General features: G+C 70.4%; 22 protein-coding genes. 7 read left to right on the top strand and 15 right to left on the bottom strand.

Features of this window, described 5'->3' with window-relative positions; all coding sequences use genetic code 11:
- Positions 1-80 precede the first annotated feature (80 nt).
- From rlmB to UA75_RS01645, 6 genes are all read right to left on the bottom strand, one after another.
- On the bottom strand, positions 81-1,040 hold the full coding sequence (gene rlmB, locus UA75_RS01670; RefSeq protein WP_075738266.1) for a 23S rRNA (guanosine(2251)-2'-O)-methyltransferase RlmB: 960 nt from the start codon (positions 1,038-1,040) through the stop codon (positions 81-83).
- Positions 1,040-2,470 (bottom strand): cysteine--tRNA ligase, encoded by a 1,431-nt coding sequence (gene cysS / locus UA75_RS01665; RefSeq protein WP_075738264.1) that lies wholly within the window; start codon positions 2,468-2,470, stop codon positions 1,040-1,042. The genes rlmB and cysS overlap by 1 nt, the downstream gene beginning before the upstream one ends.
- Before the next feature lie 68 nt (positions 2,471-2,538).
- Complete coding sequence (locus UA75_RS01660) at positions 2,539-3,237, bottom strand: HAD family hydrolase (RefSeq protein WP_075738262.1); 699 nt, start codon at positions 3,235-3,237, stop codon at positions 2,539-2,541.
- Between the two features lie 164 nt (positions 3,238-3,401).
- Complete coding sequence (ispF, locus tag UA75_RS01655; protein WP_075738260.1) at positions 3,402-3,887, bottom strand: 2-C-methyl-D-erythritol 2,4-cyclodiphosphate synthase; 486 nt, start codon at positions 3,885-3,887, stop codon at positions 3,402-3,404.
- Positions 3,884-4,684, bottom strand: coding sequence for a 2-C-methyl-D-erythritol 4-phosphate cytidylyltransferase (ispD, locus tag UA75_RS01650; RefSeq protein WP_075738258.1), 801 nt, complete (start codon positions 4,682-4,684; stop codon positions 3,884-3,886). The genes ispF and ispD overlap by 4 nt, the downstream gene beginning before the upstream one ends.
- Positions 4,685-4,720: 36 nt before the next feature.
- Entirely contained in the window at positions 4,721-5,209 is a 489-nt protein-coding gene (locus tag UA75_RS01645; RefSeq protein WP_075738256.1) for a CarD family transcriptional regulator, read from the bottom strand.
- A 297-nt stretch (positions 5,210-5,506) separates the two neighbouring features.
- On the opposite strand from UA75_RS01645, the gene UA75_RS01640 reads away from it, so the two are divergent.
- Both UA75_RS01640 and radA read left to right on the top strand, forming a co-directional pair.
- Positions 5,507-6,319 (top strand): hypothetical protein, encoded by an 813-nt coding sequence (locus tag UA75_RS01640; RefSeq protein WP_157433936.1) that lies wholly within the window; start codon positions 5,507-5,509, stop codon positions 6,317-6,319.
- A 328-nt stretch (positions 6,320-6,647) separates the two neighbouring features.
- Positions 6,648-8,030 carry a DNA repair protein RadA gene (gene radA, locus UA75_RS01635; RefSeq protein ID WP_075738252.1) on the top strand — a complete coding sequence of 461 codons (1,383 nt, stop codon included), beginning with the start codon at positions 6,648-6,650 and terminating at the stop codon, positions 8,028-8,030.
- A gap of 245 nt (positions 8,031-8,275) precedes the next feature.
- On the opposite strand, the gene UA75_RS01630 is transcribed toward radA, so the two are convergent.
- On the bottom strand, positions 8,276-10,477 hold the full coding sequence (locus UA75_RS01630; RefSeq protein ID WP_075738250.1) for a trypsin-like serine protease: 2,202 nt from the start codon (positions 10,475-10,477) through the stop codon (positions 8,276-8,278).
- A gap of 231 nt (positions 10,478-10,708) precedes the next feature.
- Here UA75_RS01630 and UA75_RS01625 point away from each other — a divergent pair, with 231 nt between their 5' ends.
- From UA75_RS01625 to UA75_RS01610, 4 genes are all read left to right on the top strand, one after another.
- Positions 10,709-11,593, top strand: a complete 885-nt coding sequence (locus tag UA75_RS01625) for an A/G-specific adenine glycosylase (protein ID WP_075738248.1) — start codon at positions 10,709-10,711, stop codon at positions 11,591-11,593.
- 356 nt (positions 11,594-11,949) lie between these two features.
- On the top strand, positions 11,950-12,492 hold the full coding sequence (locus tag UA75_RS01620; RefSeq protein WP_075738246.1) for a 2'-5' RNA ligase family protein: 543 nt from the start codon (positions 11,950-11,952) through the stop codon (positions 12,490-12,492).
- A 93-nt stretch (positions 12,493-12,585) separates the two neighbouring features.
- The gene (locus UA75_RS01615; RefSeq protein WP_075738244.1) at positions 12,586-12,897 is read left to right on the top strand and encodes an antibiotic biosynthesis monooxygenase family protein; all 312 of its coding nucleotides are present in this window, start codon (positions 12,586-12,588) and stop codon (positions 12,895-12,897) included.
- Between the two features lie 2 nt (positions 12,898-12,899).
- Positions 12,900-13,748 (top strand): SIR2 family NAD-dependent protein deacylase, encoded by an 849-nt coding sequence (locus UA75_RS01610; protein ID WP_075738242.1) that lies wholly within the window; start codon positions 12,900-12,902, stop codon positions 13,746-13,748.
- A 155-nt stretch (positions 13,749-13,903) separates the two neighbouring features.
- On the opposite strand, the gene UA75_RS01605 is transcribed toward UA75_RS01610, so the two are convergent.
- Together UA75_RS01605 and UA75_RS01600 are read right to left on the bottom strand one after the other, a co-directional pair.
- Positions 13,904-14,926 (bottom strand): endonuclease/exonuclease/phosphatase family protein, encoded by a 1,023-nt coding sequence (locus UA75_RS01605; RefSeq protein ID WP_083682850.1) that lies wholly within the window; start codon positions 14,924-14,926, stop codon positions 13,904-13,906.
- A 307-nt stretch (positions 14,927-15,233) separates the two neighbouring features.
- Complete coding sequence (locus UA75_RS01600; protein WP_075738240.1) at positions 15,234-17,789, bottom strand: ATP-dependent Clp protease ATP-binding subunit; 2,556 nt, start codon at positions 17,787-17,789, stop codon at positions 15,234-15,236.
- A 431-nt stretch (positions 17,790-18,220) separates the two neighbouring features.
- Here UA75_RS01600 and UA75_RS01595 point away from each other — a divergent pair, with 431 nt between their 5' ends.
- Positions 18,221-19,093, top strand: coding sequence for a (2Fe-2S)-binding protein (locus tag UA75_RS01595; protein WP_083682849.1), 873 nt, complete (start codon positions 18,221-18,223; stop codon positions 19,091-19,093).
- A gap of 292 nt (positions 19,094-19,385) precedes the next feature.
- Here the strand turns inward: UA75_RS01595 and UA75_RS01590 are convergent, their stop codons facing one another.
- From UA75_RS01590 to UA75_RS01565, 6 genes are all read right to left on the bottom strand, one after another.
- Positions 19,386-19,733, bottom strand: coding sequence for a histone-like nucleoid-structuring protein Lsr2 (locus UA75_RS01590; protein ID WP_075738238.1), 348 nt, complete (start codon positions 19,731-19,733; stop codon positions 19,386-19,388).
- A gap of 158 nt (positions 19,734-19,891) precedes the next feature.
- Positions 19,892-21,346 (bottom strand): lysine--tRNA ligase, encoded by a 1,455-nt coding sequence (gene lysS / locus UA75_RS01585; protein ID WP_083683894.1) that lies wholly within the window; start codon positions 21,344-21,346, stop codon positions 19,892-19,894.
- A 166-nt stretch (positions 21,347-21,512) separates the two neighbouring features.
- Positions 21,513-22,298, bottom strand: coding sequence for a type III pantothenate kinase (locus UA75_RS01580; protein WP_075738236.1), 786 nt, complete (start codon positions 22,296-22,298; stop codon positions 21,513-21,515).
- Between the two features lie 43 nt (positions 22,299-22,341).
- The gene (gene panD / locus UA75_RS01575; RefSeq protein ID WP_075738234.1) at positions 22,342-22,878 is read right to left on the bottom strand and encodes an aspartate 1-decarboxylase; all 537 of its coding nucleotides are present in this window, start codon (positions 22,876-22,878) and stop codon (positions 22,342-22,344) included.
- Positions 22,879-22,928: 50 nt separating this feature from the next.
- Entirely contained in the window at positions 22,929-23,894 is a 966-nt protein-coding gene (panC, locus tag UA75_RS01570) for a pantoate--beta-alanine ligase (protein ID WP_075738232.1), read from the bottom strand.
- On the bottom strand, positions 23,891-24,808 hold the full coding sequence (locus UA75_RS01565) for a Rossmann-like and DUF2520 domain-containing protein (protein WP_075738230.1): 918 nt from the start codon (positions 24,806-24,808) through the stop codon (positions 23,891-23,893). The genes panC and UA75_RS01565 overlap by 4 nt, the downstream gene beginning before the upstream one ends.
- Positions 24,809-24,969 lie beyond the last annotated feature (161 nt).

Here is a 24,969-nt window from a genome sequence, read left to right as displayed (position 1 = left end):
CTTATCGACGTCTGGCGAACGACTCTAACCGACCGGCAGCCGCCGGGTGCCCGAAATGGGCGACCTGGGGAACTCCGGCGTCAGGAGATGCGCCGACGCCGAGCAACCTCGGCCAGTACCACGCCCGTCGCGACCGAGGCGTTCAACGACTCGACGTCCGAGGCCATCGGGATCGACACCGTCGCGTCGCACGTCTCCCGGACCAGCCGCGACAGGCCGCGCCCCTCGGAGCCGACGACGACGACCAGCGGACCGGTGGCCAGGTCCAGCTCGTCGACCGTGATCGAGCCGTCCGCGTCGAGTCCGACGATCATCAGGCCCTGCTTGGCCCAGTCCTTCAGCGTCCTGGTGAGGTTGGTGGCCTTGGCCACCGGCAGCCGCGCCGCTGTGCCCGCGCTGGTTCGCCAGGCCACTGCCGTCAGCCCGGCGCTACGACGCTGCGGGACCACCACGCCGTCGGCGCCGAACGCCGCAGCCGAGCGGATGACAGCGCCGAGATTGCGCGGGTCGGTGACCCCGTCAAGCGCCACGAGCAGCGGCTGGCGACCCGACTCCCGTGCCTTGGCCAGCAGGTCGTCGGGGTGGGCATAGTCGAACGGCGGGACCTGAAGCCCGATCCCCTGGTGCATGGCGCCCTGGGTGATGCGGTCCAGCTCCGTGCGGGACACCTCGAGCACCGAGATGCCCGCATCTGCGGCGAGGCTCACCGCCTCCGCGACCCGGTCGTCCGTGTCGATGCCGGTGGCGATGTGCAGCGCCGTGGCAGGCACCCCGGCCCGCAGGCACTCGACCACCGGGTTACGCCCGGCGATGGTCTCCGGAGCCGCTGCCGCGGCCTTGCCGCGCTGGACCCGCTTGGCCTCCGCGCGATTGGCCAGCTCGGCACGCCGATGGGCGGGGTGATAGGGCCGGTCCTCGGCGCGCGGCGTCGGACCCCTGCCCTCCAGCGCCTTGCGACGCTGGCCGCCGGACCCCGTCACGGCGCCCTTCTTCGTTCCGGGCTTGCGCATCGCGCCGCGCCGCTGAGAGTTGCCCGCCATCAGTTGCCGTCCTTCACAGTCCATGTCGGCCCGTCCGGACCGTCCTCGACGGCGACCCCGACAGCGAGCAGTCGATCGCGGATCGCGTCGGCGCTCGTGAAGTCGCGGGCTGCCCGAGCGGTCTGCCGCTCGGCCAACAACTGTTCCACGAGATCGCCGAGCACCTGAACCGCCCGGTCCTCGGTGCTGCCTGCCGCCGTGTGCCATTCCGCGCCGAGCGGGTCGAGACCGAGGCAGGCGAGCATCCACCGCACCAGGGCGACGTGCTCCGCGAGCCTGCCGCCGTCGTCGCTGTTCGAGTCGTCGGCCAGAAGCTGATTGCCCAGGCGAACCTGGTTGTGCACGACGGCGAGTGCCCTCGGCACGTTGAGGTCGTCGTCCATCGCGGCGCTGAACTCGACACGGGCCGCCGAGGTCGACGACCCGGCGTCGGCCACCGGCAGTTCGCCTGCGGCCCCGACCGCCTTGCGGACGAAGGCCTCGATGCGCTGGTAGGCCTTCGCCGCCTCGGCAAGAGCCTCCTCGCTGTACTCCAGGTTCGACCGATAGTGCGCCGACACGAGGTAGTAACGCAGTTCAGAGGCGCGCACCCGCTCCAGCATCACGGGGATGCCGACGGTGTTGCCGAGCGACTTCGACATCTTCTCGCCGCTCATCGTCACCCAGGCGTTGTGCAGCCAGTACTCGGCGAAGCCATCGCCTGCCGCCGTCGACTGGGCAACCTCGTTCTCGTGGTGCGGGAAGACCAGATCGGCGCCCCCGCCGTGGATGTCGAACCGGGGCCCCAGGTAGTAGGTGGCCATCGCCGAGCACTCCAGGTGCCAGCCGGGGCGCCCCGCACCCCAAGGCGTCTCCCACGAGGGCTCTCCCGGCTTGGCGGCCTTCCAGAGCGTGAAGTCGCGCGGGTCGCGCTTGCCGGTCGCGGCGGTCTCGCCCTGCTGCATCTCGGACAGGCGCTGACCGGACAGCTCACCGTAGGAGGGGTGGCTCGTCACCGAGAAGTAGACGTCGCCGTCCGCCGCGTAAGCGTGGCCTCGATCGATCAACCGCTGCATCAGCTGGATCATCTGCGGCACGTGACCGGTGGCCCTCGGCGTGATCGACGGCGGGAGGCAGCCCAGCGCGTCGTAGGCGTCCTCGAAGGCCCGCTCGAATCGCGCGGCCCACTCCCACCACGGCCTGCCCGCGGCGGCGGCCTTGGCGAGGACCTTGTCGTCGATGTCTGTGACGTTGCGCACCAGCAGCACGTCATAGCCCGCGACTATCAGCCACCGACGCAGTACGTCGAAATTCAGTCCGCTGCGCACGTGGCCGATATGGGGAATCCCCTGCACCGTCGCCCCACAGACATAGATCGACACCACGCCGTCCTGAAGTGGACGAAATTCCCGAGTTGTTCGGGTGCCGGTGTCATGCAGGTGCAGGCTCACAGCCGAAATGGTACGGAATCACCACTGCGCCAGGCGGAAAGGGTTGACGAACCGGGGGTTCGACGCCATCAGACGTGATCGTCGAGGAGTCCGTGCCTGCGCAATGCGGCCGACAGGGCGTCCGGTCGTTCCTCGGTAGGCAGCGGTGGAACGATCTCCACCCGGCAGCCCAGCTCGGCGGCGGCGCCGTCGGCCTCCGGGCTGTCGCCGATCATCAGCGCCTCGGCGGGAGCGATGCCCAGCCGGTCACAGGCGAGGGCGAAGAGCTTCAGGTCGGGCTTCATCGCCCCCTCCAGGTAGGAGAGGACGTACTCGTCGATCAGGTCGGCGGAGTCGATCCTCGCCAGCGCGGACCGGACGTCCCAGACGATGTTGCTGACCACGGCGGTGCCGACTCCAGCGGAGCGAAGGCCGCGCAGGGCCCGTTCGGTGTCCGGGTAGGCCCGCCAGTAATCCGGGTGGATCAGTCGGCGGTAGAGCGGCGTGGCCAGCGCCTCGTCGATGCCTGCGCCGATGATGATCGCCTCGTAGACGGCCCTGTGCAGCGCCGGGTCGAGATCGCGGCGTCGCCAGGCGTCCGCCAGCGACTCGGGCAGTCCGGCCGCCTCGCCAGCCGGAGCCGTGAGCGCGACGATCAGGGCCGCCTCGGCGTCCGGCGACAGCGGCGAGCCCGACTCCCCCTCGGTCAGCCCCCGGAACCAGGCCGGACCGGGTTCGAGCCGGAACAGGGTTCCGGAGAAGTCGAACAGCACCCCACGAATCGCCACCGGTCCACCGTACGGCGTCCGGCGGGCCGATCACGAGGGGCAGCGCAAGGATTCTGGAGACCTGCTTGGCACCGCAGCGGCGACGAGCATCCGTTCTCCGGCGCTGTGCTGCACGCCACCCGAGTGGCGACGAGGCGTCTTCCGTCGTCGCGGAGTGCCTGCGGTCAGACGGTCAGCGGAACCAGTAGCGCGGTGGCCACGGCGGCGACCCCCTCGCCTCGGCCGGTGAGGCCGAGTCCGTCCGTCGTCGTCGCGGTGACGCTCACCGGCCCGCCTGCGGCGTCGGACAGCACGCGCTGCGCCTCCTCGCGCCGGGGGCCGATCCGAGGGGCGTTGCCGATGATCTGCACGACCGCGTTGCCCAGTCGGTAGCCCGCCGCCTCGAAACGCCGCCGCACCTCGCCGAGCAGCTCGACGCCGTGCGCACCCGCCCACCGCGCGGAAGAGGTGCCGAACACCGATCCGAGGTCGCCGAGCGCGGCGGCGGAGAGCATCGCGTCACACAGGGCGTGGGCCGCGACGTCGCCGTCGGAATGGCCGGTGCAGCCCGCGACGTCGGGCCAGTGCAGGCCGGCCAGCCAGCAGTCCCGGCCCGCCTCGACGGGATGCACGTCGGTGCCGAGGCCGACTCGGGGCAGCTCGATGGTCATCCTGCGTCTCCCGCTCGATGGGCTCGGAACTCGGCGGCGGCACGCTCGGCTCGACGAGCGTCTGCCCCCACCCCGTCGCCCGCCTGCCCGGTGAGCAGCGCATCGGCCACCGCGAGGTCGAAGGGGGTGGTCACCTTGAAGGCGTGTGAATGGCCGGGCACGGTCTGCACGGGCACGCCGAGCTGCTCGACGAGCCCGGCATCGTCCGTGGCCTGGATCGATACGGACGACGGCGGGGACGACTCGTCGTCCTCCGGGGCGATGCCGTACGCACGGCGAAGCAGGGCGGCGTCGAAGCCCTGCGGGGTCTGCACGATCCGCAGCCCAGCTCGATCGGGGGTGGCGATCACCAGACCCGTCGCATCGACCTGCTTGACGGTGTCGGACACCGGCAGGACGGGGACCACAGCCGCCGAGCCTGCCCGCACCGTGTCGACCACGGAGCGGATGACCTCGACCGGGGTGAAGGCGCGCGCGGCATCGTGGACCAGAACCACATCGACGTCGGCCAGCGTCCGCAGGCCCGCGCGCAGTGCGAGGCGCACTGAGTCGCCACGTTCAGCGCCGCCCACCACCACGCTGACCTGGGACTCGAAGCGCCGTACGGCCGCCACGACCACACCGACCTCGGCCGCAGGTGCGGCGACCACCACGTGGTCGACACACCCCGCAGCCAGCAGGCCGTGCACGGCATGTACCAATAACGGCTCGCCTGCCACCTCGACCAACGCCTTGGGCACCTGGGCGCCCAGCCGCTCGCCACGTCCGGCCGCAGGCACGACCGCGATGACACTCACTGTCAGCTACTTCTCGGTTTACTCAGGATGTCCGACTCACGAAGCGGTCGCCAGGACCTCGTCGAGGAGAGTCTCGGCCTTGCCTTCGTCGGTGCCCTCGGCCAGGGCCAATTCGCTGACCAGTATCTGTCGTGCCTTGGCCAGCATGCGCTTCTCGCCCGCGGACAGACCGCGATCTTTCTCACGCCGCCAGAGATCGCGCACCACTTCGGCAACCTTGTTCACATCGCCGGAGGCGAGCTTCTCAAGATTGGCCTTATACCGCCGAGACCAGTTGGTCGGCTCCTCGGTGTGGGGAGCACGCAGCACCTCGAAGACCCGATTAAGGCCCTCCTGTCCCACGACGTCCCGCACACCGACGATCTCGGCGTTGTCTGCGGGAACGCGCACGGTGAGGTCGCCCTGCGCTACCTTCAGGACGAGATACTTCTTCTCCTCGCCCTTGATCACACGGGTCTCGATTGCTTCGATGAGAGCGGCACCGTGGTGCGGGTAGACGACGGTCTCTCCGACCTTGAAAACCATGTGTCCTCTGCCCCTTTCGCTGGTGCCATCTTAACACGCAGGACAATTCACGTCCGGCCGACCGACCAACCTTCGGCGCAGGTCAGCGCCAGTGTCCGGGGTTGACAAACGGCCGAAGGCCATGCAAGGGCGTCGGCAGAAGATCCACCAGACGGTCCATTGTGGACTAATACCTCGGACGGTTCGTCGGGACTTGATGTCACGGCGCCTGGCGGCGTTGGTTAGGCTGCGCAGGAGGTCACGGGCTCGGGCCCGTCAGGAGCCTGGTCTGGGCACGGTCTACGAGGAGGACCCGCATTGAGACGCGTAGAGCAGACGGTGCGGAATGGGCTCGGCGCAGGCCGCCCGTCCCGAGGACGCCTGATCCCCGCAGCGCTGGCAGCAGGCCTCGCCCTGGTTGTGAGCGGCTGCAGTGCAGGTCAGATCACTCAGACCTCCCGCAAGGAACCGGTCATCAACGGCATCAACGGCGACGTCGGGGACATGGCGGTGCGTGACGCACAGCTCCTCTTCCCGGTCGGCGAGGACCACTTCTACCCGGCGGGCTCCAGTATTCCGCTGAGCATGACCCTGGTGAACACCGGCAGGACGACGGACCGGCTGGTCGAGATCACCAGCCCTTCGGCCGCGCTCGTCGAGGTCGAGGGCGACACGGAGATCCCCGGCGGGACCACGGTCGTGGCGACCGTCGACCCGGCGGACTGGACCGACGCGCAGCGCAGGCTCGCTGAGCAGGAGGAACAGGGTTCGACAAGCCCGTCCACCGTCGAAGTCGACCCCGAGAACGGTGACGTCGAGGGCGATGCGGCAGGCACCGAGGGTGACGACGCTGCGGGTGACGATGCCGCGGGTGCTGACACCGAGGGTGACGACGCCACCGACGACGCGACCTCGACGAGCACGCCGTCCAGCCAGGCGAACGCCCAGAACAGGCTGCCGCTCGAGGACGACGTGATCACGGTGACGCTGACCGACCTGATCAACGACCTCCAGCCGGGAATCAACCTGGAGATCGTGTTCGTCTTCGAGAACGCGGGGCCGATCTCGCTCCAGGTGCCGATGGGAGCGCCCTCCGAGCCGCGCGCCAACACGCAGGACGACCAGCACTGAGGGGTTCGGTCGACGACTGAGCCTCGGTGCTCGGCGGACGGTGGTCCGACGAGCTTCGGGAACTGAACACGCAGCAACCGCGCCCGGCCGGACGGCGAGCACCATCGCCGCCCGGCCGGGCTGCTTGCGCTGCGGGGGTGTGGCAGGACAGACCGGGCGGCGGCTGCCCAGGGTGTGCGGCCCGCCTGCCGCCTCGCCCGACCCGGCGGGCACCACGGTCGCTCCTGCGGTCTGAGGGCCCGCAGCACGGGGCGTACGGCAGCAGGCAGCCGTCGACACCCGGCGGCGAGGCACCGCCCGTCAGAGCGGCGGCCTAGTCTCCTGATCCGTGGCCCCGACCAAGAGCGCGAAGCCCGCCCGTCCGAGGTACCGCTGTGGCGAATGCGGTCTCGAGGTGCCCAAGTGGGTCGGTCGCTGTCCCGAATGCCAGGCGTGGGGCAGCGTCACCGAGACCGCAGCGCCCGCCCGATCGAGCCTCAACCGGGTTGCGGCAGGCGCCCCGGCACTGCCTGCCCGGCCGATCGCCGAGGTCGACGTGGAGGCGGCCAGGGCCCGGCCCAGCGGTGTGCCTGAGCTCGATCGCGTCCTGGGCGGCGGCATCGTGCCGGGGGCGGTCATGCTGCTCGCGGGCGAGCCGGGCGTGGGGAAGTCGACCCTGCTGCTCGAGGTCGCCCACCAGTGGGCCGCCGGGCCCGGCGGGCCCGCCCTGTACATCACCGGCGAGGAGTCGGCGGGCCAGGTCCGGCTGCGGGCGGAGCGCACCGGGAACGTGCACGAGTCGCTGTACGTGAGCGCCGAGAGCGATCTGTCGGCCGTACTCGGCCACGTCGATGCGGTCCGGCCCGGCCTGCTGATCGTCGACTCCGTCCAGACCGTCCAGTCACCCGAGGTGGAGGGCAGTCCGGGCGGTGTCACCCAGGTGCGGGCCGTGACCGTCGCGCTGACCGCCCTGGCCAAGGAACGCGGGCTCCCCGTCGTGCTGGTCGGCCACGTCACCAAGGACGGGTCGGTGGCCGGGCCGCGCGTCCTGGAACACCTCGTCGACGTCGTGCTGCACTTCGAGGGCGATCGACACTCCACGCTCCGGCTGGTCCGAGGCGTGAAGAACCGTTTCGGCGCCGCCGATGAGGTGGGCTGCTTCGAACTCCGCGACGACGGCATCGTCGGGCTGGCCGACCCGTCCGGACTGTTCCTCAACCGGCGGGAGACCGCCGTGGCGGGTACGGCGGTCACCGTCGTGGTGGAGGGAAAGCGACCGCTGCTGGCCGAGGTACAGGCCCTGGTGTCGAAGTCCACCCTGGCCATGCCGCGCCGAGCGGTGAGCGGCCTGGACTCCGCGCGGGTGTCCATGGTCCTCGCGGTGCTGGAACGACGTGGCCGGGTGCGGCTGGGCGAGTCCGACGTCTTCACCGCGACGGTCGGCGGCATGAAGGTCACCGAGCCCGCCTCGGATCTGGCGGTCGCGCTGGCGGTGGCCTCGGCGGCCAGTGATCAGCCGCTGCCGCCGGACCTGGCCGTCGTGGGCGAGGTGGGGCTGGCAGGCGAGGTGCGTCCCGTGGTCGGGGCGGGCAGGCGCTTCGCCGAGGCGGCCAGGCTCGGATTCACCAGGGCGCTGGTTCCGCCGGACTCCGGCCCGCTGCCGCCTGAGCTGCGTGCCGTGGTGGTGCCGGACCTGCGGTCCGCACTGGCCGAGCTTCGCCGGGGACACTGACCCGCCCGCGATCGGCGGCAGGCGGCGGGGACGAGGCCCACCTCGGCGGTCATGGCTCCCGGGCCTGCGCCGCTCCGGTGGGGTGGCACGGGCGAGGCTGATCCGGCGCCGGGGCTGCCCGTGCACGGTGCACCCGGTTCGGGCGAACATCCGCCTGCGATGCCTGGCGGAGTCTCCGCCACCTCGGCGAGGCAGGACGAGAACGACCCGACGGGTCGGTCACGGCCCGTCGGGTCGAGTGCCCGTCAGTCGAGATCTCCCGTGTCGGCCGGACCGGCCAGGCGGCGCCGATGACGAAGCACGAGCACTGCTCCGGTGATCAGTCCCGCCGCACCGATCAGGCTTAACAGCACCACGGCGGACGCCCCGGTGTCGGCGAGGTCCTCGCCACCGCCCGTCGGCGGTGGGCCGGCAGGCGGGCCGGGCTCGGACGGCGTCGCGGTCGGCAGGCCGTCGCCGGGAAGCACCGTGTAGTGCACGGTGCGCGGGTTCGACCGCACGTCGTCGACGACCTGCACGGCGCTCAGGACGTGCGTGCCGATCAGCAGCGGATCGATCACGGTCACCGACCAGTCGCCGGCATCGTCGGCGACGGAGGAGCCGATCTCGACCTCGTCGATCATCACCGCGACGACGGCGGCAGGCTCCGCGCTGCCGAGGATCATGGGGCGGGCCTCGGTGCTCTGCGTGCCGTCCTGCGGTGCGCTGATGGTCGGTTCTCCGGGGGCGACGAAGAAGCCGGTGGTCATCTCCGCCGAATCCCACTCCGAGAGGTTCGGCGCGGTCCACGACTGCGCGACGGTGATCTCGTAATGCCCGAGCGGCAGCTCGCTCAGCGCGGGCAGCTGCCAGCGCCCCTCGCCGTCGGCCTCGACTTGCCGGGCCTCGCCCTGATGGGTGACGGTGACGGCGGCACCGGGCTTCGCGGTGCCGGTGATCGGCAGGCTGCGGTCGGTGTGTCGCGATCCGTCCTCCGGCGAGGTGACGACCGGAACGCTCAGCACCGGCTCGTCGCGATCGAGGTAGGCGGGGACACCATCCCCGTTGTCGTCCCGCACGACGGTCGGGTCGGCGGCCAACTCCTCGTGGTCGGGGACTCCGTCACCGTCGGTGTCGGCCGTCGTCGTGAGCAGCCGAAGCTCTTCGCCGAAGTCGCCGAGCACGTCGGTGCTCAACGGCTCGGCGAATGCGATGTCCTCCTCGCCCACCGTGGAGAGGCAGTGCTGGTCTGTCGCGGTCAACGCTCCGGCGGCGTGCAGGCCGACCGCCAGCGTCCCCGCGAGGACGGCGCCGCCGCTGTCGCCGCGTTCGGTGCAGGCGTCGTACCAGAACATCCGCTGCGTCTTGACGCCGCCGTCGAAGTCGTTGACCCGGACCTCGACGTCCACTTGCTGGATCTCGCCGCACTCCCACTCGGTGGTGCGACCGGACTTGCAGACCTGCATTCCCTCGATCGGCTCGACGACGCCCTCCACCGGCAGGCTGCCGCCCTGCCAGTCGACGACCTCCGGCCGCAGCGTCAAGGCCGAGTTGGTCAGGCGCACGCTTGCGTAGTCGTCGCCCTCGCCGCCGTCGGAGACGCTGTCCCAGACCACTCGGTCGACGGTGCCGATCTCGCTGCCGTCGGCCTCGGCGACGACGGTCTCGGCTCCGGACAGACAGTGGCCGCTGGTCAACGCGAGCGCCCGCCCCTGGGCGTCGAGGGCGTTGAAGCCGAGCGAGCAGTTCGCCACCTCGGCGCCGTCGGAGTCCTGGGCGATGATCCCCTGGCCGCCGCGCAGCTCGCCGCCCTGCTGGGGGTCCGGGCGCTGGGCGACGAAGTCGACGTCCAGTTCGGCCCCGCGATCGACGGGTAGTTCGGACGCCAGGTTGCGCCCCTCGGCGGACGAGGAGAGCACCAGCGTGACGGAGCTGCCTCGGGCGCTGGTGGACAGTCCGTAGACGAGATCGCGCCGCTCTGCGGGGAGCTCGTTGACCCACTGCCGGATCTCGCCCGCGACCTGGGTGAGGCGGGCCTCGTTGATCCCTCGGATGTGGGCCTCTGCGCCGCTCTGTCGAACTGCGTCGGCGGCGCTCTGGCTGGTGACCGCGACATTCAGCTTTCCGGAGGCGGCGTCGAACCAGGCCCCGCCGAAGTTGTCGCCCAGCTGGTCGCGCAGCTCCTCGCTGGTGGCCGATGCCGCAGCCGAGGCCAGGGAGTTCGCCGCGTAGGTGATCGGCTCGGTGCCGAGGTCGCGTTGGATCGCGGCGCGAAGGCCCGTCGGGTACTTCGACACCTGCTCGGCAGCAGACGAGTCCACCGCGCCGGTCTGCTGGGCGGCCCCTGGCGGAGTCGCCGTCAAGACCGATCCGGCAGCCAGTACCCCCGCGATCAACGCGGAGGCGACCAGTCTCGCCTGCTTCACCTGCTCCTCCAGCACCTCCGGGCACAGCCCGACGAATGTCATCGAGACGGTATCCAGCCGGCAGGGCAGTTTTTCTTAGCCAAGCGAAACGAGGCGTAACGGTGCCCTGCTCGTTAGCTACCGAATGTGCCTGCGGTCACCCGGCCGGCCCAAACGGCCTACGAAGCGCGACAGGTGCGGGCGGGCGGCCGTCGGCGGCTCCCATGACCGCCGTCGGCGCCCGTCGGGGGTCGCGTCGATCACCATGGCGGGGGCTGTCAGGATCGGACGGCGATGAAGACCAACGTGTTAGCCCCCGAGACGCTGATCGACTGGTTCGACGAGACCGGCCGCGATCTGCCCTGGCGCCGATCCGACACCACCGGTTGGGGCGTCCTCGTCAGCGAGATCATGCTCCAGCAGACCCCGGTCGTCAGGGTGCAGCCGATCTGGCTGGAGTGGCTTGAGCGCTGGCCGAAGCCGTCCTCGCTGGCAGCGGCCACGCCTGCCGAGGTGCTGCGGGCCTGGGGCAAACTGGGCTACCCGCGTCGTGCGCTACGCCTGCACGCCGCTGCGACGGCCATCGCGAGCGACCACGGCGACGTCGTGCCCTCCGACGTCGACACGCTGCTGGCCCTGCCCGGCATCGGCGCCTACACGGCGCGAGCGGTGGCGGCCTTCGCCTACGGCCTGCGCGCACCGGTCGTGGACACCAACGTGCGCCGGGTCGTCGCCAGGGCCGTGCACGGTGCGGCGGAGGCAGGACCCCCGTCCACGACTCGCGATCTCGCCGACGTCGACGCGCTGCTGCCCCGTCCCGATGCAGAGGCCGCACGGTATTCGGCGGCGTTGATGGAGCTGGGGGCGCTGGTCTGCACCGCGAGGACACCGCGTTGCGTCGACTGCCCGGTGCTCGCCGACTGCGCCTGGCAGCGTGCGGGCCGACCCGCCTACGCCGGCCCGGTTCGGCAGGCGCAACGGTTCGCGGGCACCGATCGCCAGGTCCGGGGGCTGCTGCTGGACGTCCTGCGGGCGGCGCCGGGCCCGGTGGAACGCGCCAAGCTCGACCTGGTCTGGCGCCAGGACGGCCAACGCGACCGCTGCCTGGACTCGCTGCTGGTGGACGGGCTCATGGAGCAGACGGCGGACGGCCTGTTCGCGCTGCCCGGCGAGGCCTGACCGACCGCCTGCGCACGAGCCGGCCTTGCACGGGGGCGATTCCGCATCCCGGCGAGGTGGAGGTCAACGCGCCGGGCGAGACAGCCAGGCCTTCGCGACGACGGCACCGGCAGCACGGCTGAGCAGACGGTCGAGCAGGCGGCGCCTGGTCGCGCTGCGGACGTTCCGACCGACGGCGGCAGCGGCAGGAGACTGCTCGACGTCCGCTGCCGGCCGAAGCCGCTGCCCATCGAGGCCACCGGCCGGTCGAAACCAAGTCCGGCCTGCGGCGCTGCGTGCATCCGCGCGGCGAGGCCCCGTTGCGGCTCCCTGCCGGTGCGTGCCCCGGTCGGAGGGCGCTGCGGCAGACTTGCTCCGTGGCGGTCACGCTGGACTTCTTCTTCGACGCTGACTCCGAAGCGCGCATTCGCGCCCTGTGGCAGCGATTGGCGGATGCCGACCTCCGAGCAGCGGACCCCCAGGCTGCCGCCGATGCCGCGCCCGGCCGCCGACCGCATGTCCGGTTCGCCTCGGCCGCCGAGGTGCCCGCCGCCGTCCGACGCGATCTGCGCACCGAGTTGGCCGCCCTGTCGCTGCCCGCGTTCTGGCTGACCACGCTGGGAACCTTCACGACATCGGAGCCGGTCCTGATGCTCGGCGCGGTGGTCGACGCCGAACTGCTCGCCGTGCACTCGGCGGTGCACGACGTGCTCGCGGGCCGAGTCCGCCAGCCGTCGGCCTACTACCTGCCCGGCGCGTGGGTGCCGCACTGCCCGTTGACCGAGGGCGTCCCCGGGGATCGGCTCGCCGCCGGATTCGCCGCCCTGCATCCGGTACGCGCCGTCCACGCCCGCGTCGGCGGCGTCGGCATCACCGACAGCCGCACCGGCCGAACGGAGCAGCTCGTCACGCGCGGGTGACACACCGGATATCCGGCGGCCGCCGGTCCAGCCGGCAGCGGGCAGACCGCCGTGTCGGTCTGCACCGCACGGCGTGGCGGTACCGTCGAGGGCATGGCAGTCGTGAAGATCAACGCTATCGAGGTTCCCGAGGGCAGCGGCCCCGAGCTGGAGAAGCGGTTCGCCGCCCGCCAGGGCGCGGTGGAGAACGCCCCCGGCTTCCTGGCCTTCGAACTGCTCCGGCCGACTGCAGGCGAGAACCGGTACTTCGTCTACACCAAGTGGGAGTCAGAAGAGGCGTTCCAGGCCTGGTCGGGCGGGCCCGCCAAGGAGGCGCACGCCGGTGAGCGGGCCAAGCCGGTCGCCTCCGGATCGAGCCTGCTCGAGTTCGAGGTCATCCAGCAGGCTGCGCCCACGGCGGAGTGACCATGGCGGAGGCGGCCGGGGTCTCGGCGGCGGCGGGCCTCATCGCCGACGCCCACGCCCTGCTGGTGTGCGCGGGCGCGGGGATGGGCGTCGACTCCGGCCTGCCCGACTTCCGAGGCCCGGAAGGCTTCTGGCGGGCCTACCCGGCGTACCGGGATCTCGGCCTGAGCTTCGCCGAGTTGGCCGATCCCGTGCACTTCGCCGCCGATCCAGCCCTCGCCTGGGGTTTCTACGGTCATCGGCTCGCGCTGTACCGCCGCACCCGGCCGCATGCGGGTTTCGCCACCCTGCGTCGCTGGGGTGCGGCGCTGCCGGGCGGCCTGCGGGTGTTCACCTCGAACGTCGACGGCCAGTTTCACCGGGCAGGCTTTCCCGACGACGTGATCGCCGAATGTCACGGCTCGATTCACCACCTCCAGTGCTCCGGACCCTGCACCACGCAGTCCTGGTCCGCGGCCGACGTGACCGTCGAGGTCGACCCCGTGACGATGCGGGCGATCGGGCCGCTGCCCGCCTGCCCGCACTGCGGGGATCTGGCACGGCCGAACATCCTGATGTTCGGCGACGCGCACTGGGTGGGCGAACGCAGTGGGCTGCGGCTGGACGAGGTCGGCCGGTGGCGACGGGGCCTGCGAACCTCGAAGCTCGTGGTCATCGAACTGGGTGCGGGCACCGCAGTGCCGACCGTGCGCAGGCAGGCGGAACTGGCCAGCGCCGCGAGCGGGGCGCTGATCAGGATCAACCCGGTCGAACCCGAGGTCCGACACGGCCGGGGCGTCGCACTGCGGATGAGCGCGGCGGATGCGCTGGCGGCCGTCGACGAGCTGCTGCCCGCGCCGTTTCGAGCCTGAGTCCCGTTTCGAGCCTGAGTCGCCCGTTCCCGGCATCCCGCAGCCCCGCACGGGCCCGCGGGCGCTGTCGGCGTTGGTAACCGGCCCGGGCATCACGTGGGCACGGGCAGGGCGTGGTCACGGGCAGCGCGACGGAGCCTGCCACGCAGCAGGGATCAGACCGGCACGACGAACTCCGCGAGCACGGCCCGGTGATCGCTGCCGGAGACGTCGAACACGCCGAAGTCCTCGACGGCACACCGACGGTCCACCAGGACGTGGTCGATGGTCAGCGGCGGCCCTAAGACCGTGCCCGGCGCAGGCCAGGTCGGCCGCAGCCCGTCACCAGTCTGATCGGCGGCGTCCTGATAGCCGGTACCCAGCAGCCTGCGCAGCGGGCCGTGGTCGAGCGTGGCGTTGAAATCACCGGCGAGGACGCGGATCGGCCCTGAGGGGGGAGCGGCAGGCAGACTGGCCAGCTCTCGCTGCCAGGTGTCGGTGGTGTCCGCTCCGACCGGCCAGAGCGGATGCACGGCGACGACCTCCAGCTCGGCGCCCTCGGGCAGCCGCACCCTGGCGATCGGCTGGCGGTTCGTGGCAGGGGCGGTCCCGACCCGCTCGGCCGGATGCCGTGAGTAGATGCCGGAGCCCGGCGCCCCGGCTCGCGCGTCGATGACGCGATGCGGCAGCTCCTCGTCGATTCCCGCGTCGGCGAGCGCGTCCACCGCCGTCGGCGTCAGCTCTTGCAGGCTCAACACGTCAACCTGATGATCGCGAACCAGTTCGAGAACCGCCTCGGCGTCGGCGTTGCCGTAGCGCATGTTCAGACTCAGCACTCGTGCCGACTCGCCCTGCACGTAGGGCCGGGCGTCCGGCGTGGCCCTCGGCAGCACCACCGCCGCCATGATCACCGTCAGCAGGCCCGCCACCAGCGCCACCGCCCATCGACGCAGGGCGAAGCCCGCGATGGTAAGGAACAGGCCGACCGGAACCGTGTACGGCGTGAGTGCGGCTGCGGCGACTAAGGCGCGGGTACCGCCCACCTCGATGAGCCGACTGATCGCGATGAGCACGAACGGGACGGTCAGCAGTATCAGCAGGAAGGTCGTCACCCGCCCACCAGGCCTGCGGCGGCCTGCGTCGACGAGGTCGTCCTCGTCGGTCTGCTCGCGGGGACCTCGATCCGTCGGCACTGCCATGCCGCTGATTCTCGACCATCGATCGCCGCGCTCGTCCCGGCAGGCCGAGCCGGCCTGCGAACTGTGCTCCGGCTGACCGCAAGACCCGACCCGCTCGGTGATGTCCTGCCGAGCCGCCTTCGAGGCGTCCTCGGCTCATCAACGCCTGCGCCTTCCGCCCCTGCGTATTCCTGCCTTTGCTGCTGCCGTAGGTCCCGTACGACGATACCGCCCGGTTGAGGCACTGACGCCTCGATCGGGCCCCGGACATGCGACGGGGCCGATGCCTGCTCGGCATCGGCCCCGTCGGAGGAGCTAGTTCATCGAGTCACTCGGACTCGCCCTCCACAGGTGCGTCCTGACCCACCCCGGTCGAGCTGGACAGCTCCACCGGCGGGACGTCCGGCACCTTCGACGGCTTCGGCTCGCCTCGGAAGGTGAAGCGGGCCTTGTCGTCGCTCTTGCCCTCTTCGTAGCCCTCGACGTCGCCGATGATGATCTGACCGGCCTCCAGCTCGCCGAACAGGATCTTCTCGGACAGCTGGTCCTCGATCTCCCGCTGGATCGTCCGCCGCAGCGGCCGCGCACCGAGCACCGGGTCGAAGCCGCGCTTGGCGAGCAGCCTCTTCGCGTTGGCGGTCAGCTCGAGGCTCATGTCCTTGTTCTTGAGCTGAACCTCGACCCTGGCGATCATCAGGTCGACCATCCGGATGATCTCGTCCTCGGTGAGCTGGTGGAAGACGATGATGTCGTCGATCCGGTTGAGGAACTCCGGGCGGAAGTGCTTCTTCAGCTCGTCGTTGACCTTCTGCTTCATCCGGTCGTAGTTCGAGTTCTCGGTGCCGCCACCGGAGAAGCCGAGGCCGACGGCCTTGGAGATGTCCTGCGTGCCCAGGTTGGAGGTGAAGATGATCACCGTGTTCTTGAAGTCGACGGTGCGGCCCTGACCATCGGTGAGCCTGCCGTCCTCCAGAACCTGAAGCAGCGTGTTGTACACCTCCTGGTGCGCCTTCTCGATCTCGTCGAAGAGCACCACCGAGAACGGCTTGCGCCGCACCTTCTCGGTCAGCTGTCCGCCCTCCTCGTAGCCGACGTACCCGGGGGGTGCGCCGAACAGACGGGAGGCGGTGTAGCGGTCGTGGAACTCGCCCATGTCGATCTGGATGAGCGCGTCGTCCTCGCCGAACAGGAAGTTCGCCAGCGCCTTGGACAGCTCCGTCTTACCGACACCCGAGGGGCCGGCGAAGATGAACGATCCGGAGGGCCGCTTCGGGTCCTTCAAGCCTGCACGGGTACGGCGGATCGCCTGGGAGACGGCCTTGACGGCGTCCTCCTGGCCGATGATCCGCTTGTGCAGCTCGTCCTCCATCCGCAGCAGCCGAGTCGTCTCCTCCTCGGTCAGCTTGAAGACGGGGATGCCGGTCCAGTTCGCCAGGACCTCGGCGATCTGCTCGTCGTCCACCTCGGCGACCACGTCGAGGTCACCGGACTTCCACTGCTTCTCGCGCTCCGCCTTCTGGCCGAGGAGCTGCTTCTCCTCGTCCCGCAGGCGCGCGGCCCGCTCGAAGTCCTGCGCGTCTATCGCGGACTCCTTGTCCCGACGCACGTCGGCGATCTTCTCGTCGAACTCGCGCAGGTCCGGCGGCGCCGTCATCCGGCGGATGCGCATCCGCGCGCCCGCCTCATCGATGAGGTCGATCGCCTTGTCGGGCAGGAAGCGGTCGTTGATGTACCGGTCCGCCAGGGTGGCGGCGGCCACCAGCGCCGAGTCCGTGATCGAGACGCGGTGGTGTGCCTCGTACCGGTCGCGCAGACCCTTGAGGATCTCGATGGTCTGCTCCATGGTGGGCTCGCCCACCTGGATCGGCTGGAAACGACGCTCCAGCGCCGGGTCCTTCTCGACGTGCTTGCGGTACTCGTCGAGCGTGGTGGCGCCGATCGTCTGCAGCTCGCCCCTGGCCAGCATCGGCTTCAGGATGCTCGCGGCGTCGATCGCGCCCTCGGCGGCACCCGCACCCACCAGGGTGTGGATCTCGTCGATGAACAGGATGATGTCGCCGCGCGTGCGGATCTCCTTGAGCACCTTCTTGAGGCGCTCCTCGAAGTCGCCTCGGTACCGGGAGCCTGCGACCAGCGAGCCGAGGTCGAGCGTGTAGAGCTGCTTGTCCTTGAGGGTCTCGGGCACCTCGCCCTTGACGATGTTCTGTGCCAGGCCCTCGACGACGGCCGTCTTGCCCACGCCGGGCTCGCCGATGAGGACGGGGTTGTTCTTGGTGCGGCGGGACAGCACCTGCATGACCCGCTCGATCTCCTTCTCCCGGCCGATGACCGGGTCGAGCTTGCCCTCCCGAGCGCTCGAGGTCAGGTTGCGACCGAACTGATCGAGCACCAGAGAAGACGACGGAGTGCCCTCGCCGCGACCACCGGTCTCGGCGGGCTCCTTGCCCTGGTAGCCCGACAGCAGCTGAAGGACCTGCTGACGCACTCGGTTCAGGTCGGCACCCAGCTTGACCAGCACCTGCGCGGCGACGCCCTCGCCCTCGCGGATGAGACCCAGAAGGATGTGCTCGGTACCGATGTAGTTGTGGCCGAGTTGCAGAGCCTCCCGAAGCGACAGCTCCAGCACCTTCTTCGCCCGAGGCGTGAAGGGGATGTGGCCGCTCGGGGCCTGCTGCCCCTGACCGATGATCTCCTCAACCTGCTGGCGAACGCCCTCCAGGGCGATCCCCAACGACTCCAGCGCCTTGGCGGCGACACCCTCACCCTCATGGATCAGGCCCAGGAGGATGTGCTCGGTGCCGATGTAGTTGTGGTTGAGCATCCTGGCCTCTTCTTGGGCCAGGACGACCACCCGCCTCGCGCGGTCGGTGAACCTCTCGAACATTCGCACTCCTCGACAGCGGCGGCAGCGGCTCTCGCCCGGCCACACACCAGTGAATCGGTCCCTGGCGCTCTGTGACGGGGTCGGCACCCTAACAACCACTGTAGTCGGCATTACCGTGACATCGAGTTCGTGTCGGCTTCTGGTGCGCCGTTCTGCAGCACTCGCACCCCCCACAACGCAGGGTGACCCGGCCCCATTCCTGGTCAGGCCCCCGCAGGGGCGATGTCCGCTGAGAGCGAACACGCTTCGTGTCGGCCGTGCGCGCCGCCCACCGGTCCGCTCCCGTCGCGGAGGCCGGATCGGCCGACCAGATAAGCTTAGGCAAGCCTGACAAGTTCCCGCAGACGACGCCGGACTCCGAGGGGTCGTCATCGACGAAGGTGAGACATCGTGCCGATCAGCGCCGCCGACACAGGCCGTGGAGCAGGCCGATGACGACGGCCTTTCGCAGGTCAGCGCCTCGCGGCCCGGCCATCGCCGCAGGTCGGCGCTCGGCACTGGCCGAGTCCGTCGCGCGGCTCGGCCTCCCGCCATGGCTGGAGGCCCGACACGGCGATGCCTCGATCGGCGAGGACTGGTCGCGCTGCTCCTCGCTGCTCGACGACCCGGCGGCCTTCACCCGATGGCGTGAGGTGCTGGGCGGCTGGCTCACCGAGAACTACGGCGCGGCACCCGAGCGGACCACCGCGGGCTACGTGATGTCCTGGTATCTGAGCGTGCCCGGATATCTCGGCGCACTGCTCTTTCACACGGCGCGTCGCGTGCCGTCGCTGCGCCCGGAGGACACCGCCTTCCGCCTTGCCGCAGGCAGGCCGCACCTCGACGGGATCGCGCTGACCGGCGATGCCTTCGCCTGCCTGCCCGACGACCCGGACGCCGACGACCCGTCGGCCACCGTCGTGGCAGACGAACAGGCCCTCGCCGTACTGCTGCGCGCCCGATTCGCCGGTCACGCCGCGCGCTTCGTGGCCGCGTTCGCCCCCGGCACCCGCCTCGGCAGGCGGATGCTCTGGGCGGCCGCAACCGACGTGCTCGACACCACACTGTGGCTGAGCGGCCAGATGTGCGGCGACGAGGACCGCGGCGTCGCCGATGCCGCCCTCGTCTTCGGCACGGAGGCCGACCCCTTCACCGCTCTCTCGACGATGTATCGAGTCCCCGGCGCCGACGGCGAAGACCGCTGGACGCGACGCAGGGAGAGCTGCTGCTTCCACTACGCCCTGCCCGGTTCGCCGCAGGCCTGCACCACCTGTCCCCGCGTCGGTGCGGAGGAACGCGCCAGGCGAGTGCGCGAGCTGGGCTGATAACCGGGCGACGGCCTCGACGACGAGCTCGGCGGCGGCCAGAAACGGCAACGGGCCCGCCCGCCTGCTCGGCGGGTCGAGACCCGCCAGGGCCGGCCGACGAGCCCGTCTCGTCCACGCATGACCTGTCGCACAGGCGTCAAAGAAGCACCGGGGAACCCGACGAGCGGCCCCGAGAGGACGTGCCCATCGTCCTCACCAGGTACGCACCCGGCGGTTCTCTGCGGCGCGGTGGCGGCTACGACGCCCGTCATGGCCTGGCGACGCAGGCCGTCTGCTCCAGGGCGTGGAGTCAGTTCGCCTCGTGGTAGGCGTCGATGACCTCGGCCGGGATGCGGCCTCGGTCCGACACCTTCATGCCCCGCTTGCGCGCCCACTCGCGGATCGCCTGGTTCTGCTCGCGATCACCCGCCGCCGTGCTGCCGCCGTCCGGACGAGCGCCGGGACGCACGTTGCGCTTGCGGCCGCCGGAGCGGCGAGCGTGTCCGACGAAACCGGCGAGCGCATCCCGCAGTGCCCCGGCATTCGTCGCGGAAAGGTCGATCTGGTAAGCGGCTCCGTCGAATGTGAACTCGACCGTCTCATCTGCCTTGGAACCGTCCAAGTCATCGACCAGTGTGACGGTGACCTTCTGTGCCATGACCCATGTCCTTCCACCGAAAAGATCTGACGAGGCTGCCCACGTGCCTCATTTCGGCCGATATTACCGCAGAAATGGATCTGGTCACCCTTAGATCTAACGGACGCTAAGGACTCCGTCCGGCCGATCAGCGCCCGCAGCCGCCGATCGGCGACGGCTCATTCCGGACGGACCAGCGGAAACAGGATCGTCTCCCGGATACCGGCACCGGTCAACGCCATCAACAAACGATCGACGCCCATTCCGACGCCCCCACTAGGCGGCATTCCGTACTCCAGCGCACGCAGGAAGTCCTCATCCAGCCGCATGGCCTCGACATCGCCGCCCGCCGCGAGCAGGGCCTGGGCCTCCAGGCGTTCCCGCTCCACGACCGGGTCGACGAGTTCCGAGTAGCCGGTGGCGAGCTCGAAGCCTCGGATATACAGATCCCACTTCTCCGCGACACCGGGATCGGTGCGATGCTGCCGAGTCAACGGCGAGGTCTCGATCGGAAAATCCTTCACGAAGCTCGGCTCGTGCAGCTGATCCCCGATCAGATGCTCCCACAGCTCCTCGACCAGCTTGCCGTGACCATGAGCCGGGTGCGGTTCCAACTCGTGCTTGGTCGCCCACTCCCGCAACCGCGCCACCGCTGTGTCCGGCGTCACCTCTTCGCCGAGTGCCTCGGAAAGAGACCCGTACATGCTGAGCCAGGTCCATTCCCCGGACAGGTCGTACTCGCTGCCGTCGGCCAGCGTGACGACCTCCCCGCCACAGGCCGCCTTGGCCGCGTCCTGGATGAGTTCCCTGGTCAGGGTCGCCATACCGTGGTAGTCGCTATACGCCTGGTAGAACTCGGTCATGGCGAATTCGGGCGAGTGCGAGGAGTCACTGCCCTCGTTGCGGAAGTTCCTATTGATCTCGAAGACCCGCTCGATTCCGCCCACCACACAGCGCTTGAGATACAGCTCCGGCGCGATTCGCAGGTAGAGGTCGATGTCGAAGGCATTCGAGTGCGTCTGGAAGGGCCGAGCCGCCGCACCGCCGTAGAGCGTCTGCAACATCGGGGTCTCGACCTCGGTGTAACCGTGCCGGTGGAAGGATTCCCGCAGCGAGCGCACGACTGCAGCCCGGACCTCGACGATGTGCCGCGCCTGCGGCCGGACGATCAGATCGACGTAACGCTGCCGAACCCGCGTCTCCTCGCTCAGCTCCTTGTGCACGACCGGAAGCGGCCGCAGTGCCTTCGCGGCGAGCCGCCATTCATCGGCCATCACCGAGAGCTCGCCTCGACGCGACGTGATGACCTCGCCGTGTACGAAGACATGGTCGCCGAGATCGATATCGCCCTTCCAGGCTGCCAATGCCTCCGCGCCGATCTGACCGAGGCTGAGCATCGCCTGCAGTTCGGAGCCGTCGCCGGAACGCAAGGTGGCGAAACACAGCTTTCCAGTGTTTCGCAGGAACATCACCCGGCCCGCGATGCCGACGATCTCGCCCGTGGCAGTGTCGGGTGCGAGTCCGGTGTGCTTCGCCCTGATGTCGGCGAGAGCATGTGTGACCGGAAGCACGACCGGATACGGTTCCGTGCCGGATTCGAGCAACCGCGACCGCTTCTCCCGACGGATACGCATCTGCTCGGGAAGGGTGTCCTCGCTGGTCGTGGCGTCGTTCTCCGGAATGGCGTTCACGGAGACACAGCGTAGGCGTCGGGCGGACACGCCCGGACGACGGGTTGCCGTCCGGCATCGATCGACGGTACCGCTCGCGGGCGCGGCCGAGCGCGACGCGGGCCGCCGCTCAGAGCACGTTGCGCTCGTAGACCAGCCGCAATCCGATCAGGGTGAGATCGGGCACGTGCTCGGCGATCGTCTCCGACTCGCCGAGCACCAGGGGCGCCAGCCCGCCGGTCGCGAGCACGGTGATCGGTCCTCGCTCCGTCGCGGCCAACTCGGCGCTGATGCGCCGCACCAGCCCGTCGACCTGCCCGGCGAAGCCGTAGAGGATGCCCGCCTGCAGACATTCGACGGTGTTCTTGCCGATCACGTGGCGCGGACGGATCAGCTCGACCTTGCGCAGTTGGGCCGCCCGCGACGCGAGCGCGTCCACCGAGATCTCGATGCCGGGGGCGAACACGCCGCCGAGGAACTCGCCCCTGGCCGAGATCACGTCGATGTTGGTGGAGGTGCCAAAGTCGACGACCACGCAGGCGGTGCCGAAGAGGTGATGGGCGGCCAGCGTGTTGACGACCCGGTCGCCGCCGACCTCCTTGGGGTTGTCCACCAGCAGCGGGACCCCGGTGCGCACCCCCGGCTGCACGATCAGCGTCGGCACGTCGGCGTAGTAGCGGGCGAGCATCACGCGCAGCTCACGCAGCACGGCGGGGACCGTGGACAGGGCGGAGATGCCGGTGATCTCCTCGGCATGATCGCCGAGCAGTCCCCGCATCGTCAGCGCGATCTCGTCGGCCGTGGCCCTGGCGTCGGTGCGCATCCGCCAGTCCCGGATGAGCCGCGCGTCCGCACCCTCGCCCTCGTACAGGCCGAGCACGATGTTGGTGTTCCCGACGTCGATGGCGAACAGCACCGGAGGTCCTTCCCTTCGTGCGCGCGCTGGCCTCGTGGCCGGGTCAGCGTTCGGACTGCAGCAGAGCGTCCAGCCGGGCCGCGTCGTCGGTCTCCGCGCCTGCCGCTCGGTCCTCGGCGGCCTGGGCAGGCCTGCCCGTGCCGGTCGCGGGCCCCGTGACCGGCGGGCCCGCGGTCACCGCCCCCGACTTCAGCCCGGAGTCCGCCGGGACTCCCGCCGGGTCGTCGTCTCGGGTGACCACCTTGTTGTGCGAGTCGACGAAGACCACCGAGGGCCGGTGCTCGCGGATCTCGGCCGCGTCCATCAGCCCGTAGGCGATGAGGATCACCAGGTCGCCGGGGTGTACCAGGTGGGCGGCGGCGCCGTTGATCCCTAACACCCCGGTGCCTCGCTCGCCGGGGATGACGTAGGTCTCCAGCCGGGCGCCGTTGGTGACGTCCACGATGGCCACCTGCTCCCCCGCCAGGAGGTCGGCGGCGTCCATCAGGTCTTCGTCCACGGTGACCGAGCCGACGTAATGCAGATCCGCCTGAGTGACGGTGGCGCGATGGATCTTCGACTTGAGCATCGTCCGCAACATCTGCTCTCCCCTCTGCCGCGCCCGAGGAGGGCGCGGTGGCCGATGGACTCTCAGCTGCCCGCGTGGGCAGGCTCCGTCTCGTCCGGGGCTCGCCCCGCCTCGGTATCGATGGCTCGGCCCGCCGAGGTATCCGGCTCGCCGAGCCGGACTGCGGTGTTGTCGATCAGTCGAACACCGCCGATCCGCCCCGCGACCAACAGTCGTGCCTCGCCTCGCTCCGGGGCGGCATTCAGTTCAACGTCGCGCAGCTCGAGGTAGTCCAGGTCGAGAGCAGGCTCACTGGCCAGCACGGACCGGGCGGCGGCCAGCACCGCGTCGGCGCCTGCCGTGCCCGCGTGCACCGCGGCGGCCAGGGCTGCCGAGATGACGACGGCGGCGGCGCGCTCGTCGGAGTCCAGGTAGGCGTTCCGCGAGGACAGCGCCAGGCCGTCATGCTCACGGATGGTCGGGATGCCCACGATCGAGGCGTCGAAGTTCAACTCTCGCCCCATGCGCCGCAGCAGCACGAGCTGCTGATAGTCCTTCTCACCGAAGAAGGCGTAATCCGGCCGGACGATGTTGAGCAGCTTCGCGACCACGGTCAGCACCCCGTCGAAGTGGCCGGGTCGGCTCGCGCCCTCCAGCTCCGAGCCCAACGCGCCCGGCGTCACCGCGACGGAGGCGCCCGAGCCGTACATCTGTTCGACGGTGGGGGCGAAGACCAGCGCGACCTGCTCGTCCCGGCAGACCGCGACGTCGACGTCCAGGTCGCGCGGATAGCGGGTGAAGTCCTCTCCCGCGCCGAACTGGCGCGGGTTGACGAAGATCGAGACGACCACGACGGTGTTGGGAATGCGACGGGCCCGCCGAATCAGCTCGCGATGCCCGCGATGCAGTGCGCCCATCGTCGGGACCAGGACGATCTTGCGTCCGGTGGCCCGCAAGGCCCGCGTCACCCTGGCGAGCTGCGCGGGGTCGTCGTGCACCGTGGTGCCGTCCGGCTGGAAGAGCGCGGCAGCGGCCGGGGCGTCGGTCATCGGTTCTCCTCATCGAGCAGGTCGGCGACCTCGGCGGCGGCGGTCTCGGGGAGCACTCCGGCCGCCCGCGCCCGTTCGGCCGTGCGGGCGGCGAGCACGCGGTAACTCGGCACCACCTCAGGCGCGACCTCGCCGAGGACGTCGAGGTGGGCGCGCAGCGTGCTCAGGTCGCCCCTGGCCACCGGCCCGGTGAGTGCCCGGTCGCCGTGGCGGAGTGCGTTGTCCAGTGCCGCGCTGCACAAGGGCCCCAGCAGTCGTTCCGGCTGAGCGACCCCGGCCGCCGAGAGGAGGCTGACGCATTCGGTGATCAACGTGATCAGATGGTTCGCCCCGTGCGCGAGGGCCGCGTGATACAGCGGTCGGGCCGCCTCCGGGATGAACACCGGGTCCGCACCGATCTCCACCACCAGCGCCTCGCCGACGCTCCAGCCCGGATCGGTGGGCGAGTCTCGCTCACCCGATGCGGTGATCCCGATGCAGCAGGCCGCCAGTCGCGCCAGGTCCTCGCTGCGTCCGGTGAAGGTCATCACCGGGTGCAGGGCCAACGGCAGCGCGCCGATCCTCGCGACCTCCGCCAACACCGCCACCCCGTGGGCGCCCGAGGTGTGCGCGACGATCTGGCCCGCCCGCAGCGATCCGGTGGCGATCAGGCCGCTGACCAGGCCGGGCAGCACGTCGTCCGGGACCGCGAGCAGTACGAGGTCCGCCATGGCGACCACTTCGTCCGGAGGAAGCACCGGAACGCCGGGCAGCAGTTCCTCGGCGCGTCGCAGCGAGTCACGGGAGACGGCCGACGTGGCGACCACGACGTGGCCTGCGCGGGCCAGCGAGGCGCCCAGCACCGCGCCCACCCGGCCTGCGGAGACGACTCCGACGGCCAGCCTGGCAGGCCGCACCTGCGTGGTGTCGATCATGTGGGTGGAAACTCCATTCCTGCCGTTCCGGTCCCGCCGTTCGTCCTGCGGGTACCGGACGGCGGCGAGCGTAGCGGGCGGAGGACTCGCTCGCCGTGTCCAGGTGAGCAGGTTCACCGCCCGACCCGACGCGGGGTTCGGCGTGCGAGCTCGACGAAGCG

The organism is Actinoalloteichus sp. GBA129-24 (assembly GCF_001941645.1).
Taxonomy (GTDB): domain Bacteria; phylum Actinomycetota; class Actinomycetes; order Mycobacteriales; family Pseudonocardiaceae; genus Actinoalloteichus_A; species Actinoalloteichus_A fjordicus.
This window is presented reverse-complemented; position numbering and strand designations above follow the sequence as displayed.

Bases quoted from the DNA above. Each gene is read 5' to 3' on its own strand.
- rlmB (WP_075738266.1), bottom strand. From the start codon at position 1,040: ATGGCGGGCAACTCTCAGCGGCGCGGCGCGATGCGCAAGCCCGGAACG.
- ispF (WP_075738260.1), bottom strand. From the start codon at position 3,887: ATGACCATCGAGCTGCCCCGAGTCGGCCTCGGCACCGACGTGCATCCC.
- UA75_RS01645 (WP_075738256.1), bottom strand. From the start codon at position 5,209: ATGGTTTTCAAGGTCGGAGAGACCGTCGTCTACCCGCACCACGGTGCC.
- UA75_RS01630 (WP_075738250.1), bottom strand. From the start codon at position 10,477: ATGACATTCGTCGGGCTGTGCCCGGAGGTGCTGGAGGAGCAGGTGAAG.
- UA75_RS01625 (WP_075738248.1), top strand. From the start codon at position 10,709: ATGAAGACCAACGTGTTAGCCCCCGAGACGCTGATCGACTGGTTCGAC.
- UA75_RS01615 (WP_075738244.1), top strand. From the start codon at position 12,586: ATGGCAGTCGTGAAGATCAACGCTATCGAGGTTCCCGAGGGCAGCGGC.
- UA75_RS01610 (WP_075738242.1), top strand. From the start codon at position 12,900: ATGGCGGAGGCGGCCGGGGTCTCGGCGGCGGCGGGCCTCATCGCCGAC.
- UA75_RS01605 (WP_083682850.1), bottom strand. From the start codon at position 14,926: ATGGCAGTGCCGACGGATCGAGGTCCCCGCGAGCAGACCGACGAGGAC.
- UA75_RS01600 (WP_075738240.1), bottom strand. From the start codon at position 17,789: ATGTTCGAGAGGTTCACCGACCGCGCGAGGCGGGTGGTCGTCCTGGCC.
- UA75_RS01595 (WP_083682849.1), top strand. From the start codon at position 18,221: ATGACGACGGCCTTTCGCAGGTCAGCGCCTCGCGGCCCGGCCATCGCC.
- UA75_RS01590 (WP_075738238.1), bottom strand. From the start codon at position 19,733: ATGGCACAGAAGGTCACCGTCACACTGGTCGATGACTTGGACGGTTCC.
- lysS (WP_083683894.1), bottom strand. From the start codon at position 21,346: ATGCGTATCCGTCGGGAGAAGCGGTCGCGGTTGCTCGAATCCGGCACG.
- panD (WP_075738234.1), bottom strand. From the start codon at position 22,878: ATGTTGCGGACGATGCTCAAGTCGAAGATCCATCGCGCCACCGTCACT.
- panC (WP_075738232.1), bottom strand. From the start codon at position 23,894: ATGACCGACGCCCCGGCCGCTGCCGCGCTCTTCCAGCCGGACGGCACC.
- UA75_RS01565 (WP_075738230.1), bottom strand. From the start codon at position 24,808: ATGATCGACACCACGCAGGTGCGGCCTGCCAGGCTGGCCGTCGGAGTC.